10 protein-coding genes and 1 pseudogene are annotated in these 16,468 nt (G+C 67.4%); 1 reads left to right on the top strand and 10 read right to left on the bottom strand.

Features of this window, described 5'->3' with window-relative positions:
- Positions 1–81 precede the first annotated feature (81 nt).
- From KDL01_RS00545 to KDL01_RS00500, 10 genes and pseudogenes are all read right to left on the bottom strand, one after another.
- Positions 82–1,197 (bottom strand): hypothetical protein, encoded by a 1,116-nt coding sequence (locus KDL01_RS00545; protein WP_212526254.1) that lies wholly within the window; start codon positions 1,195–1,197, stop codon positions 82–84.
- Between the two features lie 459 nt (positions 1,198–1,656).
- The gene (locus tag KDL01_RS00540) at positions 1,657–3,429 is read right to left on the bottom strand and encodes a hypothetical protein (RefSeq protein WP_212526253.1); all 1,773 of its coding nucleotides are present in this window, start codon (positions 3,427–3,429) and stop codon (positions 1,657–1,659) included.
- A complete protein-coding gene (locus KDL01_RS00535) occupies positions 3,426–4,340 on the bottom strand; it encodes a hypothetical protein (RefSeq protein WP_212526252.1) in 915 nt (304 codons plus the stop codon). Before KDL01_RS00535 ends, KDL01_RS00540 begins: the two co-directional genes overlap by 4 nt.
- Before the next feature lie 350 nt (positions 4,341–4,690).
- Entirely contained in the window at positions 4,691–5,362 is a 672-nt protein-coding gene (locus KDL01_RS00530; protein WP_212526251.1) for a hypothetical protein, read from the bottom strand.
- Between the two features lie 536 nt (positions 5,363–5,898).
- Positions 5,899–6,180: a hypothetical protein gene (locus KDL01_RS00525; protein ID WP_212526250.1), complete on the bottom strand. Its 282-nt coding sequence runs from the start codon at positions 6,178–6,180 to the stop codon at positions 5,899–5,901.
- Between the two features lie 93 nt (positions 6,181–6,273).
- A pseudogene (locus tag KDL01_RS45800) lies at positions 6,274–6,932 on the bottom strand (recombinase family protein).
- A gap of 293 nt (positions 6,933–7,225) precedes the next feature.
- Entirely contained in the window at positions 7,226–8,161 is a 936-nt protein-coding gene (locus tag KDL01_RS00515; RefSeq protein WP_212526249.1) for a DUF2332 domain-containing protein, read from the bottom strand.
- A gap of 656 nt (positions 8,162–8,817) precedes the next feature.
- Positions 8,818–10,290, bottom strand: coding sequence for a DUF4232 domain-containing protein (locus KDL01_RS00510; RefSeq protein WP_212526248.1), 1,473 nt, complete (start codon positions 10,288–10,290; stop codon positions 8,818–8,820).
- Positions 10,283–10,855: a SigE family RNA polymerase sigma factor gene (locus KDL01_RS00505; protein WP_307845994.1), complete on the bottom strand. Its 573-nt coding sequence runs from the start codon at positions 10,853–10,855 to the stop codon at positions 10,283–10,285. The genes KDL01_RS00510 and KDL01_RS00505 overlap by 8 nt, the downstream gene beginning before the upstream one ends.
- Positions 10,856–11,140: 285 nt before the next feature.
- Positions 11,141–13,603, bottom strand: coding sequence for a PKD domain-containing protein (locus KDL01_RS00500; RefSeq protein ID WP_212526247.1), 2,463 nt, complete (start codon positions 13,601–13,603; stop codon positions 11,141–11,143).
- 247 nt (positions 13,604–13,850) lie between these two features.
- On the opposite strand from KDL01_RS00500, the gene KDL01_RS00495 reads away from it, so the two are divergent.
- A complete protein-coding gene (locus KDL01_RS00495; RefSeq protein ID WP_212526246.1) occupies positions 13,851–16,457 on the top strand; it encodes a PKD domain-containing protein in 2,607 nt (868 codons plus the stop codon).
- The last annotated feature ends 11 nt before the right edge of the window (positions 16,458–16,468 follow it).

The following is a 16,468-nucleotide window of genomic DNA, read 5'->3' as shown; positions in this document are numbered from 1 at the left end:
GGATGCCTTCTCGAACTGAACGGATAAGGGCCTAGAGAACCTCTATTCTTCCAGGTCAGAAGGCATCTCGTGTCACCGGGGTCACCCCAGGGCGGGCATCGAAGCATTACCCATCAGTGGATTCAGGCTGAACACCTCGGCGGCGCTGGCGATGACGCCGTCAATCTCGCAGTCCGCCGCCGCGAGAAAGTGCTGAAGCGCTGTGCCCGCCGGGCTCTTCGCCTCCCGGGCGCTCCAAAGCATCAGGGCACGTATCAGTGCACGGGTGCGGTCCGGGCCGGCGCCCGCCGGCACCAGGAGATCGGCCTCCGTTATCCCCGCGGGAGTCAGAACCAGCCGGAACGGCGGAGATAGCGGCTTCGTAGTCGGCGAGTACTCGTCGGTATACGCATCGATCCATTGCGCGGATCCGCCAGAGATCAGCTTGGAGGCCAGCCCCGCGATCTCTTCCTGGCGGATCGGCCCTCCTGGGGCGTGCGGAGGCATGGGGCGCAGGAACCTGTCGGGATTGGCACGGTACCACCCGGTCTCGGTGATCAAACGGAGCCAGGACAGGAAGGTGTACCGAATCTGCCCGAGTCGGTCTGCTGGCCGAACCAGGGAGACACCGACCGCTCCGGGAGATCGATAGCCTGCTGCGACATCCTCGCAGCGCAACTCCTGCGCCCTGGCGAGTTCCTGCTCCTTCGTCCGCTCGCGGCGCGCGAAGTCTCCGTCGAGATCGCCGAGATCGCGAGGCAGCGGGACAGCCTCGAACACGGCGCCGAACGCCTGGATCTGGAGCGGTCGGGCATACTGCGGTGCTGCCTCACGAACCAGCCGGTGCAGAAACTTGATCGCATCGGTGACAAAATGGTCCTGATAGGACACTTCTGGTACGGGAGGGGCCATATCGGACAGCTCTGCTATGGGAGTAATCCACCATTCGAACAACCCGACCTTCTTATAGCGCGTGCCGTCGAAGCCGAGATAGCTGGCCTCATCGCCTCCCGGCCTGTCATGGTAGGTGATCAACCATGCTGGGCATTCGAAACATCTTGTCTTTTCCCCCTTCCAGCGGCTGTACGTCTTTAGCTCTGGTCTGATGATCTCCGCCTTCGGGTTACCAAACCGTTCAAGCACCGGCACGGCGTACTGCAGCAGTTCGATCAACTCGCTGACCGAACCTCCAGATCGTGCACTCGACTCGCTGGTCACGATCCCTCCCACTCCCCGCCGTCCATGATTGCCGACGACGACGTTCCCAAGGCGTGCGGACACTGTCCTCACGGCAGCTCTAACGGACTGCCAACAGGCACAATACGCATGCTTCCAGTTCCCTGTTCGATTTCTGGAGAGCCGTCGATGTCGGGCCAAGTTCGTGGACGAGTCGAGTCTGACTAGGCGGCGGGAAATGATCATGCCCGACGTGGGAAATGTTGCCTTCAGGCATCCCTGCCTAGCAGGCCGACCGCAATCCGTCGGTGCCCCACTCAGGTGCACCGACGGAAGTCGGCGGCATGAATGACGAAATCAGCCCGGCAGAAGTGATGAAGATCGCTTCAGCCGGGCTTCTTCGTGTGCGGGGGTGGTCGGCGGGCTCCGCTCCTGTTTCAGGGCGCGGTCGAGCTCGGCCCCGGGGTGATCGTGTTGTGGATAACGTACGGCTCGCGCTGGTCAGGCTGCCTGGAGTTCGGGCGTGAGATGGCCGGCGGGGGTCCAGGTGCCGAGTGGTTTGCTCTTGCGTCTTCGGGTCGGTCGCCGTCTTGGTGGTTCGTCGTTCTCGCCTTCGAGGGTGTCTGCCCAGGTGGCGAGCTTGCGTGTATTCACGTGATGAAGCTGGAAGGCCAGGAGGATGGAGGCGGGGGCGATGCCGCGGATGCGGCGGGTGGCTCCGGCCTCGATCGCCTCGTGGACCGGGTCCTTGGCGAACCCGTTGATTCCCTCGACGCTGTTTCTGAGCCGGAAGTAGATCTTGGCCCATTCCTCGCCGCCGTAGGCGAGGTCCTGGGCGTGCTTGGCGCCGGCCTCGGGAGGGATGGTGATCGAGTCCTGGCGGCAGATCTTCGGCGGGCCGACGGGCGAGGGGGCGGGGTCGACGATGGGCAGCAGGTGGCGCTTCGGGTGGTCGGGCGGGAGTGGCGGCTTGAGCGGGCAGTGGACTCTGCCGGCGGCGGCCGGGCACTGGTGGCGCCCGAAGCCCTCGGTGTCCGGGGCCTGCTTGGGCACGAGCCGGTAGGGGGCACGGGCCGCGATCCGATACCGCCAGGTCTCGGGGTCGATGCGTTGTTCGTGCAGGTCGGTGGTGGCTTCGATCAGTGGTTCGGGCATGTGCGGGCAGTACCAGGCGCCTTCGACCTGGTTCGCGCCGCCGGTGCCGCCCTGGATGCCGAGTTGGTCTTCGGTGTAGTCGAAGACGGGACGGTAGCCGAGGGTTCGTAGCGGGAGTTGGAATCGCCCGGGTTCGGAGTTGTTGAAAAGTCGATCTCCGGCGAGGAAGTTCGCCCTGTAGCCGCGGCCTTGGACATCGGCGAGGATGCGGATGGCGTTGCCGCCGGGGTCGTAACCCGGCTTGTCGAGCGCGAAGCCGAGCACGAGTGCGGGGATGACGGCCGGATTGGGCGTGCCGTCGGGCCGGGGCGCCCCGTCGTGGCGCGGGTCGCGGGCGATGGCGAGAGTTGCTTCGTAGGCGTATTTGAACTGGGCACGGCCTTCCTTCTTGCCTGTTCGGTTCTTGCCGCCCTCGGCGACGGCCTCGTGCTCGGCGTGGTCGCCGGTGCGCACGTGCCAGGCGGCGTCCGGATCGGTCGCGGTCGCCGGTCCTTTACTGCGCAGGCCCTTGGCGTAGGCGCGCACCGCGGTGCCGTCCACGGATCCCGAACCGTCCCAGTATTCGTCGATCAGAGGCCGGGCGTCGATGAGAGAGTCATCGAGGATCGAGTTGGTCAGCAGTATGAGCCTGGCCCGGTTCTCCGCCAGCAGCGCCTGGTCGGCTGCGGCCTCCAGTTTCGCGACCTCGGCCTTGTCGAGCCGCTTGTTCTTCGGCAGCGGCGAAGGGTCGCAGGCACGGGCGAGCTTGTGGAAGCGGCGGCGCACCACGGCGTAGCCGGCCTCGAAGCCCTTATCGGAGTCCGGTTTCCAGGCCACGCCAAGGCGCTCGCGCATATGAGGGCTGATCTTGAAGTAGAGCGTGTCGGTGACCTCGACGAGCTGGACCTTGCCGCTGGACTGGTCGGCCGCGAGGAACATCCCGACCAGCAGTGCGGTGCCCGTCAGCGTTGCCGGCCGGCCGCGCCGGGAGGTGAGCCAGGGTTCGATGAGTGCGCTCAGCCCGATCTTCTGCACTCGCGCGAGGACCCGTTCGACCTCGGCGTCGGCGATGCGGCGGCGCCGTGAGCGGAGCTTGGCCAGGGCCTGATGTCGTGTGCGCTCGGACTCATCCTGGTTCACGCGCGCCCGCGCAGCAGTTGCTCGCCTCTGGCGGCCTCGACGGGCGCGAAGTAGGGCATCAGGCGAGACAGGGCGTGCAGGGTGTCCACGCCGGCCGCGGCCACGAGTGTGGTGAGCGGGATTCCCTCGTCGACGAGCTCGACGATCCAGGTCGACCTGGCCCGGCCGAGCAAGATGCCAGGGTCATCCGATCCCCTGCGGGCGCGTGCGACGAAGTTGGCGATGATGTTCTTGCCGCGCGTCGGCGCGTCCGGCCGGATCAGGAACTGGTCCGGCTCCAACGCTCCTGCCGCGTCGATCAGCAGTTTCTCCCAAGCGTGACGGCACACGGTGATCCGGTGCCTGGTGCCGGTCACCTCGACCCGTACCGCACCGTTCTCGGCATCCCGACGCACGTGCCGGGCGCGCACCCACTGGGCTTCGGGAGTATCCAGGCCACAGCCCAGGCCTAGCGCCATGAGGCTCTTCATGCCCGTGCGCAGGTACGGAGTCGGCCGGCTATTGGCCCACTCCCATCGGTCGGTGAGCTCCGCCGGCGAATACGGCCTGGATGAGCGGGACCCGGAAAGGCGTGCGGGATCGCCTGAAGCGAGTTCCGGTCCGAGGACGGCTGCGCGCAGGCGCCGCAGCCTACTGCGGTAGTTGCCCTGCGTGGACTCCGTCACGTGCGCACGCCGCGAGGTAATGAACGCTTCGATCATCTCGTGCGTCAGCCACGCCTCGGCGCTGGCGACCATTCCGCGCCCGTCTGCGAAAAGCGCGAGCTGCGCCATGACGTACACCAGTTGCCTGGCTACAGGCGCCGCTGTTGGCTGGGTGCGCTTGACGGCGCGGCGTACCTCGCCGGCCACCCGTGGCCATGCCGGGCCCGCGTTATGCGGGGCATAGGCGTCGATGACGTGCGTGCCCACCATCCACTCCCAGTCCAGTACCCCGGGCGCCGATCTACCTACAAGATCGCACGGGGCGGGTTCGGAGGTAAGGGGAGCAGGCGGATCTGCGCAGAAGAGTGCTGATTGGACTTCTCGGCGTGCCGAGCCGTCGGTTTCTCCGGAACCGTGGGGCTTGCGCATACCCATGGGACATCTCGTTTCTCCCGTGCCGCATGGTTGCGGACACGGAGGGACGAGGGCGCGGCGCAATCCCAGCCGACATCGAGGAGTCGAGTATCGTGCTGAGAGAACACCGACCCTTTTGCTGGAATCGTGCTGTTCATCGGCCGCCGTCGAGCTCTGAACCTCGACGGCGGCCACCTGTTTCTTTATGCCCCGGCGGACCTCTGATCGATTTCGAAGTCGTCCGCCGCGCTGCCCCGAGTCTGCGCAGGGACGCCTGGCTCAGCTTTGTACGTAGCCAGAAGAGGGCTACCCGCGGGCAGGAACGATCCGTCGGCGAGACGAACGGCAAGACCTGCGGCGGCCAGATCCAGCAACGCGTGCCGGGCGCCTTCCCGCGCTGTCTTGGAAATCGGCTGGCCCTTGCCCTCGTACGCTTCGGCGACATCGCGCGCGCGGACTGGCCGGGTCATCCCGATCGTGTTGAGCACCTGCAACGCCACCTCTCGACGTGAGACCGTGCCCCGCAGCGCCTGGACTTCCTGGTCAGACAGAGTGCGCGGCGGCGAGTCCGCTTCGGGATCTGCTGCCGGCTCCGGCCCGGGGCAGTCGCTTGGCCCGCTCCACGTGCTTTTGCGCCGGGCGAGTTCGCGTCCGACCGCTTCGGCGAGCAGCCGATTGTGCTCCATCTCCTCGCGAGTCTGCGCCAGTTCCTTTTCACGGAAGGCTAACTCGGCCATCAGACGCTCGTACTCCGCGCGCACGCCGTCCAGCGTGGCTTGCAACGCGTCGCTCAACGCGTGGTCTTGCACCTGCACGATTCGCCTCTCAACGCGCCGATTCCCCCAGAACCGCATCGTAGGCACCGTGATGATCATAAAGAAGCACATTGCGCCTATGCCGGGCGCGTGTCGCGCATCATGCCTCGCGGGGTGCCTATTCGGAAAGACCCGATAAGTCGGACTATCCGGATAGGCTGCATGTCGCTTTCAGACTCGGCGATACCGCTGGTGAGACCACACATTCCACACGCTGGCGGCGGGCGTGAGCGGCTCACGCAGCAGCCGCCGTACCGGGCGTGGCATTGGCACCCCTGGTGGTACCAGTGCAGCACCTGTGCGCGGCTGTGGGCGACCCGGCATGTCCACGGCACCTTGCCCAGGAAGGGCTTTCAGACATGGTGATCCTGCTGGCGAGACCACGCCTTCGCTACGTACCGGCGGCTATGAGCAGCTCCCGTCGCGGCCGCCGCGCCGGGCGTGGCATTGGCACCCCTGGTGGTACCAGTGCAGCACCTGTGCCAGGCGGCAGCCGACCGCAGTGCCGCATCAACCAACGTCCGCTCGGTTTCCTGCGGTTTTTTATGGATGTTCGCTCCACATGCGTGGACCCGATGTGGCACGGTGGTAGCCGCCTACATCGACCCGGTGCTGATAAGCCGAATCCCATCGACGACGGCAATCACGGCGAAGATCGCGAATATGCCGCAGCCCACTCGGTTCCATCCCACCACGAACCTCTGCTGCTCTGGATCGGACGATCGCCCTGCCCAAGGTACGCGCTGGGCGAAACCATGGAAGTCAGCTGCAATCGCCGCAAGCAGCAGCAAAGCGACGACACTGATCACCAGAACGATGACACCCGTTCCTCGACCGTGGAGCTGCGTAGCCGGAGCAGCCTCATACATCAACGACATGGACCCCTCTCTCATTCGGACCTGAATCGTAGCTGGATGACAGCAGTGGCAACCACTTTGGAGTCAACCGCGCGGACGTTCCCGGGGGTAGCACTAGCTGTCGGCTCCGGCCGGCAGGATCCCCCGCCGTGGGCCGGTACCGTCCAGAGCAGCCCCGCTTCTGCCCCTGAGCTCCGGGACGTACTTGTAGATCGTCGAGCGGGAGACGCTCAGCAGCCGGGCGATCGATGCGACCGAGTTCTCGGGCCGCGACAGAAGATCGCGAGCATGCGCGACCTGCTCCGGCGTCAAGGCTGGCGGGCGCCCGAGGCGCTGCCCGCGAGCCCTCGCCGCCTCAAGCCCTTCGCGGGTACCTTCGACGATCAGTTCTCGGATGAACTCAGGGCGGCGAAGACGTGGAAGACCAGCCTGCCGCCTGGTGTGGTGGTATCGAGCGCCTCGTGCAACGAGGCGAAATCGATCCCGCGGCGGCGCAGTCCGGCGACGATCGAGATCAGGTCCGCGAGGGAGCGGCCGAGCCGGTCGAGCGAGGCGACCACCAGAGTGTCGCCAGGGCGCAGGAAGTCCAGTGCCTTCCACAGTTCCTCGCGCTTGATGTTCTTGCCGGACTTCTTGTCGGCGAACACCCGGATGCACCCGGCTGCCGTGAGCGAGGCAAGTTGGCGGTCGAGAGGCTGCCCGGCGGTTGAGACCCGGGCGTAGCCGATCTTCGCGCCGGTGGCGAGCGGCGGATCGAGTTCGAGTTCGTTCACGGCGGCCGAGTGTAGGGAAAACGGCGCCCCGACCCGGGACTACGGCTGGATTTTGCAACAGCGTTTCCGCGACAGTCGGGGCGGGCCGACAACCACCCGCGCGGGTGAGGTTGCGCCGGTGTCCGCGAATCGTTCGAATATCGACGACGTAGTCGCGGAGGCTGTCAGTGCTGGCTGGCAATCGGGCAGACCGGTCTACGACTATGTGTAACGTGTTGCCGTGCGGAGCTGGAAGCTGTCGTAACGCTCGGCTGGGTCGCTGTTTGCGGCCAGGATCAATACTGAACAGGCCGTCAAATTAGCCACTGCATCGCCTGGCCATGGCCCCGGGCCCATGCGAGCGGGCGGCCATCCAACGCCAGCACGTTGTGCAGGGTTTGGTCCGGCGGCATCGGAAGCCCGGCGAAGGTCACGACGTCCGGAGCCTCGACCGAGATCCAGTGGCCGGGCTGCGCGCGTACCGCGTTGAGGAACAGACTCCGGCGCGCGGCGGGCAACTGGTAGAGCACGGAGGTATGGAAGACCACCAGCGTCGCGTCGGCTGGCGCACGGGCAACCAGATGCGCCAGGTCGTCGACGAGGTCGCCGCGGATGAGTGTCGGCGGGTCCGCGGCCGCGATCGCGGCCGCGGACCGAAGCCGCTGTCGGCGATCGTCTTGCTCCGGCCAGATCAACGCCTCCAGCCAGGCGAGGTCGGCCGGGTCGGTCACATCGAGCGGATTCAGGTCCAGACCGGCCCGCCAGACGATCTGCGGCAGCCGGGCCGGCGGAGCTGTGCCGGTGAGTGCGCACTCGAGAACCGGGCCGCCGGTTCCGATTCGGTGGCGGCCGTAGCGGTACGAATACCGGTCCGGGTAGAGCCCGAGCCCGGCCGCCGCGCCGACCTCCACCAGGGCCAGCGGTTGCCGTAACGCCGCGAGTACCGGCAGCAGCAGCGCGCAGCGGCCGACCTCGTTGGTCTGCGTGGCCCGGCTGCGCAACTGCTCCTCGACCGCTGGCCAGTTGGCCATGGTGAAGTCGTGGAACGCGCTTGCGTCATCGACCGGTCCGCCAAGCAGCCGCACCACGGCGAGTAGCAGGTTCGGCTGCCGCTTCGGGGCGGGCACCCGCTCTAGCAGCGTGAGTACATCCGTATCCCGCGAGATGGCGAGCGACAACCGCTCATACGTCGGCGATGCACCGCGAGCCTCGCGGGTGGCGAATTCGGCATACATGGTCGCGACCGGCATGACGCGAGGATTCCACACCAACCTCGTCCAAAGCCGCCAGCGGGAAAGGATCAAGGGGAACGTGGGAATTCATCCAGTGTTTTGGCGCTCCAAGACTGGTCAGGGCCGTTCCGTCGGTGCACCACTCAGGTGCACCGACGCAAGTCGGGAGCACAAGTGGCGAAAGCCGCGACGGGATGAGCCCGGCAGAAGTGATCTAGGTCACTTCGGCCGGGCTTCTTCGTGTTCCGGGGTAGGTCGCTCGGCTGTGTCGGCGGGTCGCCGCGGTGGAAACGGGCCCAGCGCAGTACGCAGTAGGCCGGCCGCGCTGGAGGCGACACCGCCGCCGCCGTTGTCGGCCCGGCTGTCCTTCCATTCGCGGGCGATGACGCTGAACCCGACCTGACTGTAGGAGGCGCGGGGCCGGGGGCTGTTCGGGCTCCAGATGGTCCTCGACGGACTTGAGCGCCGGATAGAACGCACGAACACTGACACGGCGCGCGGTGCCGGGACGAGCGTCCCATGGGGATGAGCCCGGCGGCATGAGTCGGCAGAGGTGATCAAGGTCACTCGGGCCGGGCTTGATCGCGTTCCTGGGCGGTGCGGACGTGGCGCGGCGCCCTGGCCGAGACCAGGGCGCCGCACGTGTCCTTCTGGGTTGTCGCTTTGCGTTCGGGCTACGGGGTGACCAGCCCGGCTTGGACCGGGGTCATGTCGGGGCGTTCGCAGACGTTGCTCAGGGTGCCGAGCGACGTTGCGGTGGCAGAGTCGGGGGCGAACACCGTGAGGGTGTTCGGACCGGGGTAGGTGCAGGCCACGCCGGCCGCGTTGTCGCCCCAGTTCAGGATCGCCGAGCCGGTCGCGCCGGGAGAGAGCGTGATCTGTGCCTGGGAGTAGTTCTTCGCGGTGTAGGGGTCATGCGGGTTGTCGCCCGCGGTGACGAGTGTCTTGCCTGCGCTGCTGACCAGCGTGGTGGTCGGATATCCCTCGACTGTGCAGGTCGATCCGCTGATGTTCGTGAGGACCAGGACCCGGTAGTGGGCACCGTTGGTGCTGTAGGTGCCGCTCGAGCCAAGGGTGATCTTGAGATCACCGGTGCCGCAGACCGGCGAGCTGCCGGAGTGGAGATCACCGGCAAGGCTCCGGGTGAGCTGTTGGACCATGGTCGGGTCGAGGGTGCCGTAGTCGACCGTGGAGAGATACGCCGACTTGTCGAAGTTCACCGTCAGGTCGACGGCCTCGATCACGTTGCCCTGCTGCACGAAACAGGCATGGTCGGATGTGCCGTCGCCTGCGGGGTGGCCGGTCGGGGTGGTGACGTTCGACCAGCACTGGCTCTCGGCCGCGGAGCTCGTCTGCGTGGTGGTTCCGGTCGTCTCGCCGCCCGTCGTCGGGTTCGTGCCGGAATCCGTGGCGACGCAGTGGTGGAAGCCCGAGCCGATCGCGTTCCACGCGGAGCTCGCCGCGGAGGAGTCCGAGTAGAAGTAGACGAGGTGTTCGACGTCGGCCGCGATGGCGTTGTCGGCGGTGCTCAGGAAGGTGTTGTTGTCGGCCCCCGTGTAGTCCTCGTACTCGGTGGCTGGTGCGGCGTTCAGCGAGGAGATCTGACACCCGTCACCGAAGTAGGCGAGGTTGGTGGAAGCGCCGTCGCCGGACGACTCCACTTCGCCGACGTTCCCGCCGATCCTCGTCCCGAGCATGTCGGAGACGGGCACCCAGACGAGCGTGGACGAAGCCAGCGGCAGATCGGTGGGCTGGTACCAGTTGCCCGGGCTGTAGGTTCCGGGCACCAGCGAGCTGGTCGGGTTCGACGTGGCGGGGTTCGCGGACGTGCTCGCGCCGGCCGGGGTGCTCGGGGCCGAGTCAGGGCTCGGAGAGGCCGGTGTGGAAGCCGACGCCGAAGCCGATCCGGTGGGGACCGCCGCGCCGGTGTGGCCGGTCGGCAGCGGGGTGCCGTGGCCCTGGCCGAGGCTGGTGGCGGCCACGCCTCCGGCGGTGCCGAGCAGCGCCAGGCTCAGCGTGGAGGCGGCCAGACGCTGCCGGGTGCGGCGCTGCCTGCCGCGCTTGCGGGCCAGGGCGGGGCCGGGGGCGCTGTGCGCGCCGGCCGAGTCGACCAGGCCGGCCATGAGGTCGTCGAACCGCTCAGACATGGGGGACACGCTCCTCACGAGACTTGCTCGGCTTGGACTTCGGCTGCTTGACGGTCGCCGGCGCGGATTCGGCGAATTCGGACAGGTGCGGAGCCAGGGCCCTGCGGCCGCGGGCGAGGCGGGCCTTGACCGTGCCGGTCGGCGCGCCGGTCTCCCGGCTGATCTCCTCGACCGAACGGTCCAGGAAGTGGTGCAGCACGATGACCTGGCGCTGCTCGGGCGTGATCAGGCGTAGCGCGTTCATGATGGCCAGCCGATCGGGGCTCAGCGCGGGCTGCTCCTCGGACTGGGCCTGGCGCTTGTGGGCGGTGAAGCGGCTCATCGTCTTGCGCCAACTCGAGACCGAGATGCGGAACGCGACGGACCGTACCCAGGCCTCCGGGTCCTCGTACTCGCTGATCTTGTTCCAGCTCTGCCAGGCCCGTGCGTAGGCTTCCTGCACCGAGTCCTCCGCCTCGGCAAGGCTGCCCGTCATCGCGAAAACCTGGCCGACCACGCGATGGAAGGTCGCATGGTAGAACTCGTCGTAATCGAGCCCTGCGGCCACTTCTGCCCTCTGCTTCACTTGCGTCTCCGGCGCCGCAGCGGGCGCGTTCGAGGTAACACGTACGACCCCGCGGGCCGGTTGCCTCGAGAGCCGGGGAATTTCCGAGACGCGCGAAGCGCCGCACTCGCGCTGCCCGGCGAGGACGAGACGGCCGTCGCGTACCGCCGCCGACAGCAGCAGTGCCCCGGACCATGAGCGGTCCGGGGCACCGGTGTGCTGGGTGATGCGGTGATGCGGTGATGCGTGATGCGGTGGTGCGGTGGAGCAGTAATGCGGTCTAGCGGTCGTGCGTTGTGCCTGGTGTCAGCGCGCGAACGCCGACCCGCCCAGCCGTGCGGTCGGGGCTGCCACGGCGTTGCCGGCCAGCGGGGACTTCACGTTCGCCGAGGGCTTGGCATTCGGCGAGGAGGGCGGGGCGGTGGTGGCCAGGGGCTTGGCGAAGTAGCCGAAGAAGTCCGAGATCAGCTGGATCGAACCGCTCGGGGACCCGTTGAGGTAGTCCTGGACGCCGTTGGTCATCGGTGCGAGCACCCCGTTGGCGATGGTCTGACCCTTGCTGAAGTTCAGGTTCGAGACCGACGGCAGGTTCTTGATCGGGTCCGGCACGACGCTGACGTACCCGGAGGCGGTCGGCGCGGTCACCGTGACGTTGTAGAGCGAGGCGGTGAGCGCGGCGACCGGCACCTGCAGGGCGTAGGCCATGGTGTACGACTCGTAGTAGAACGGGTCGAGCGCGCCGCCGTACTTGCGGGTGTCGAACAGCCGCGTCGGGTAGTAGGGGACGAACTTCGAGGTCGCCGAGTCGGAGAAGTACCCATCGAGGTCGCCCAGGATGTCCACGGCTCCGCTGCCGCCGTTCTTGAAGTCGATCGTGCGGTCCGCCGGGACGGCCACGATCACCAGGTTCGGCAGGTTCTCCGAGGCCGGGAAGTTGAGGTTCGAGGCGTTCGGGGTGGTGCCGTCCGGGAAGACCGAGATGACGCCCGCCTTGCTCGGCGCGACCGCGGTCACGTTGAGCACGATCGCGGTGGCACCGGTCGGGACCGAGGAGGGCAGCTTGAGCTTGATGGTCTTGCCGCCCGCGACTCGGCCGCCGGCTCCGCCGGTGTCGTGGCGCGTGTCCAGGATGCGGGTCGGGGTGACCGAGCCGTATCCGGCGTTGGTCGGGTCATTGCCCGCGGTGTAGTAGCCCTCGAGGTCGGCGATGAGCTGCTCGGTGCCGCCGGAGCTGACCGAGAGTACGATCTTGCCGCCCGGCAGGATCGGGACCGTCACCAGGTTCGCGATGGTCTCGCCCTTGGAGTAGTTCAGGTTCGAGGTCGTCGGGTTCTGCGAGAGTCCGGTGGAGTACGCCGTGACCAGCCCGAGTGCGGTGGGCTGCGTGACGGTGAGGTTGATCACGACGGCGCTGAGGGTGCCGTGGCCGGAGTTCGTGATCGAGGTCGGCAGGGTGATGGTCACCTTTCCGTTCTTCGCGACCGGACCCTTGGTGCCGCCGGTGCCGTAGCGGGTGTCGAGCAGCCGCTGCGGGGTGACCGCGTGGTAGCCGTCGCCGACGGTGAAGTACCCCGTCGCGGAGGTGGTGATCTGGCCGGCGTCGGTCACCGTGACCGAGACCGGGTAGGTGCCCTCGTACTCCGCCTTGGTGGCGCTGCTGGAGGCCGAGACGGTGGCCGCGGCGCCGTCGCCGAAGTTGTACGAGTAGCTCGCACCGGCGGTGGCGTTGCTCTTGGCGGTCAGCGTGACGTTCGTGGAGCCGTCCGCGAGCGAGGCCCCGGCGACCGGGCTGGCCGAAGCGGTCAGGAAGGCCGGGATCGGGGTCGGCTCGGTCGCGTTGTATCGGATGAAGCCGACCAGCGGCGGAGCCGTGGTCTTCTCACACGTCTGGGTGAAGGTCGCGTTCAACTGGCTGAGCGCGCCGGTCGCGTCCGAGGCGATCTGATAGATCGTGAAGGTGCCGTAGTACTGGTCACAGCCACGGCCGTCGCCGTACAACGAGATGCCGGGCGCGGTGCCCGAGTTGAAGGGATAGCCGGTGGCGCCGGTGTAAGTGCCGGGAACGAGCAGTCCCCCGGCCGGCGCGGAGAGGTCCAGGGTCCAGGTGCCCGCGCCCACGGTGGCCGTGCCCTGGGTTCCGCCTACGACCAGGTTCGCGCCAGTGAAGTCAACTGACGAACCGACCCCGATGTAGTCACCCGGAGCGCTGTTGAAGGAGAACTCGTCGGCGTTGGCCGAGGTGGTGCCGGAGTTCGGCGGGTCGGTGATGGCCTGCGCCGCGTTGGGCGTCGTCGGCACCGGCGTGTCCACGGTGGCGTTGTAGCGCAGGAAGCCCACGCTGTCCGGCACTGAGGCGCTCGGGCCGCAATCGAGGCTGAACGTCGCGTTGACGTCGGTCGCGCTCATCTCGATGATCGTGAAGGAGCCGGTGGCGCAGTTGTAGGAGGTCCCCATCGTCACCGTGATCGATACACCGCTGGTGTAGGTCCCCGGAGCGAGGGGGGCCGAGGAGGACAGAGACAGTTCCCATCCCTGGATGTTCGCCGTGACCGTTTTCAGGTCCGACGACACCGACACGGACGGGCTGGTGTTGTCGATGACGGTCCCGCCGCCGATAGAGGCGTCGTTCCCGTGCGCGAGATAGAACTCCGTCGAGGCGGTGCCGACGTCGTGCGGAGTGGCGGTGGCGGCCTGAGCCGCGGTCAGCGGAGCGATCGAGCTCGTGACGGCTACGGCCAGAGTGAGCGCGCCAAGGGCACGCAAGCGCATGAAAATCCCCCATTGTGCGAAGCGGACTGAGCCGTGGTCAGACGTCTCAGGTGTAGCTGAAAATCTCATTATCCTGCGGAAATAGCGCACCACTCAACTCACTTCTTCACAACCTTTTGTCACGACTGTGCTACGACTCGAGTCGGGCCGCGAATGCCGACCCTGAACCGCGCGCGGTGCCGAGCCCGGCGCTAAAATCCACAGCTGAACAAAAATGAAGAAATCTTCATGATCAGGGTGGGGAAACATGTGTAAACGCACGCTCGCAACGAGCGCTGTGCTCGCGATATCCGTTGCCGCGCTGGCTCCCGGCGCGGCGCATGCGGACGCTTCGAGTCCGACCACCATCTACGTTGAGCATGACAGCGCCTCCTGCACGGACAGCGGCACGGGGACGCATGCCGCGCCCTTCTGCACGCTGCAGGCCGGCATCGATGCCGCGAACGTTCCGGGCGACACGGTCTCCGTACTGGACGGCTACCTCTATGCGCCCGTGACCATCAGCAATGCGGGTACCGCTTCCGCGCCGATCACGATCGAAGCCGGGGGCAAGGGCGCCGAGCTCGGAACCGGACCCACCACCACGGCGCCCGGCTTCACGTTCGTCGGCGCAAGCTATGTGACCGTCAAGGATTTCCTCGTCGGTGAATCGATACCACGGCTTGCCTACATCTCCGCTTCGAACCACATCACGATGGACAGCGACAGCGGCGGCATCGAGTCGGCTACCGGTGGCACCGTCACCGTGCCGGGAATCGAGATCGCCGGCTCCTCGTCCTACGTGACGCTCAGCCGAAACCAGATCGACGACGTCGGCCGGGACGCCCCGAGCATCCAGGTCGACCCGGGCAGCACGGGCGATGTCATCACGACCAACGGCATCCGCGCCGGCGTGCCCGCCATCCTGGTCAATGGAGCTCCCGGTACAGCCGTGACGAGCAACACGGTCGTCCTCGCGGGCGGCTACCTGTGCAATACGGCGCTCAGCCTGACCGGTGCCTCAACTGGGTCGTACATCGAGAACAACGTCCTCGAAGCCGGCACCTCATGTGACGGCTCATCGACTCCGAGCGGGCTGCTGAGCGTTGCGAGCGCCGCGACACCGGGCACGACGGTTGACTACAACGACCTCGACCCCAACCCGAATCTCGTTCCCCAGCCCGGTGATGACGAAGGCCCCGACGAATACACGTACGACTGGGCCGGGAAGTACTACGAGACGGTGGCGCAGTTCACCGCCGCGAGCGGCCAAGGGCAGCACGACGTGATCGGCGATCCGGACGTCACCGGCCCCTGGGGTTTCGAGGTCGAGTCGGACTTCAGCCCGGTGGTCAACTCCGCGAACTCTGACGCCCCGGGCGAACTGGCCACCGACGTCAACGGCAAGTCCCGCGTCAACGACCCGCTCAAGCCGGACACCGGCGCGGGAACGTACTCCTACTACGACCGCGGCGCGGCGCAGATCCAGCCCCCGGCCAACCCCGGCACCACCTTGACCACGACGGCGAACGGCGCCCTGGGTGTCACCGCGCAGTCCGTGGCCTGGCTCTCGGACGGCTGGAGCTTCGACTTCGGCGACGGCAGTGCGCCGGTGAGCGGGAGCTACGGGGCCGCGTCGCACACCTACGCGAAGCCGGGCACGTACACGATCACCGTCACCGGTACGTCGATGGTGAACGGCCAGCCGTTCACCGCCACGGGCACCGTCACCACCACCGGGTCCGACTACACCCCGCTCGACCCGACCCGGATCCTGGACACCCGCAAGGGCATCGGCGCGCCGAAGGCGAAGATCACCCCGGACAACCTGGCCTCGCTGAACATCGCGGGCAACGGTTCGATCCCCGCGGACGCGACCGCCGTGGTGCTCAACGTCACGGTCACCGACACCACCGGCAACGGGTACGTCAGCGTCATCCCGTCCGGCGGGTACCTGAGCGTGTCGAACCTGAACTACCTCAAGGGCCAGACGGTCACGAACGCGGTGATCGTGCCGGTCGGCGCGGACGGCACGGTCCAGCTCTACGACATGGGCCCGGCCGGCGGCAGCGTCGACCTGATCGCGGACGTGTCCGGCTACTTCACCCGGTCCGCCGGCAGCGGCTACACCGCCGTGACCCCGGCCCGCATGCTCGACACCCGCCACGGCACCGGCGCCCCGGCCAAGCAGGTCGCCGGGAACTCCGGCCTGTCCGTGGGCATCGCGGGCGCGGACTCGATCCCGTCCGGGGTCACCGCCGTCGCGCTGCACGTGACCGCGACCGACACCACCGGCAACGGCTGGATCGCGGCCGAGCCGGACGGCGCGGGCACGCCCACGACCTCGAACCTGAACTACCTCAAGGGCCAGACGGTCTCCAACACGGTGATCGTGCCGGTCGCCCAGGACGGCAGGATCGAGCTCTACAACGGCGGCGGCACCGGCTCGGTGGACCTGATCGCGGACGTCGCCGGATACTTCTCCACCGACTCCGCCGACGCCTACAGCTCGGTCACCCCGTATCGCGCCTGGGACTCGCGCAAGAGCGGCACCCCACTCAAGGCGGACGGCACCACCACGTACGCGCTCAACGCGAGCGAGTACAACACCACGGTGCCCCCGGTCATGCCGGCCGGCGCGACGCTGATCACCAACCTCACCGTGACGGACCTGACCGCCAACGGCTTCGTCACCGCCTTCCCGGCGGGCACCACCCGGCCCGGGGTGTCCAACCTCAACTACCTCACCGGCCAGACCGTGGCGGGCCTGAGCCTGCTGGCGAGCACCGGCTCGAACCAGCAGGTCAGCCTGTACAACGAGTCCACCGGACACGGAGACGCGATCCTCGACGTGTTCGGCTACTTCTCCGGCTGATGCGGGGACCC

This window comes from Actinospica durhamensis, assembly GCF_018139695.1.
In the GTDB taxonomy this organism is placed as follows: domain Bacteria; phylum Actinomycetota; class Actinomycetes; order Streptomycetales; family Catenulisporaceae; genus Actinospica; species Actinospica durhamensis.
Note: the sequence above shows the minus strand (reverse complement) of the source record. Positions and strands in the feature narration are given on the sequence as shown.

Excerpts from the sequence above, each read along its gene's own strand:
- KDL01_RS00530 (WP_212526251.1), bottom strand. The coding sequence starts at position 5,362 with ATGATCATCACGGTGCCTACGATGCGGTTCTGGGGGAATCGGCGCGTT.
- KDL01_RS00525 (WP_212526250.1), bottom strand. The coding sequence starts at position 6,180 with ATGTCGTTGATGTATGAGGCTGCTCCGGCTACGCAGCTCCACGGTCGA.
- KDL01_RS00515 (WP_212526249.1), bottom strand. The coding sequence starts at position 8,161 with ATGCCGGTCGCGACCATGTATGCCGAATTCGCCACCCGCGAGGCTCGC.
- KDL01_RS00510 (WP_212526248.1), bottom strand. The coding sequence starts at position 10,290 with ATGTCTGAGCGGTTCGACGACCTCATGGCCGGCCTGGTCGACTCGGCC.
- KDL01_RS00500 (WP_212526247.1), bottom strand. The coding sequence starts at position 13,603 with ATGCGCTTGCGTGCCCTTGGCGCGCTCACTCTGGCCGTAGCCGTCACG.
- KDL01_RS00495 (WP_212526246.1), top strand. The coding sequence starts at position 13,851 with ATGTGTAAACGCACGCTCGCAACGAGCGCTGTGCTCGCGATATCCGTT.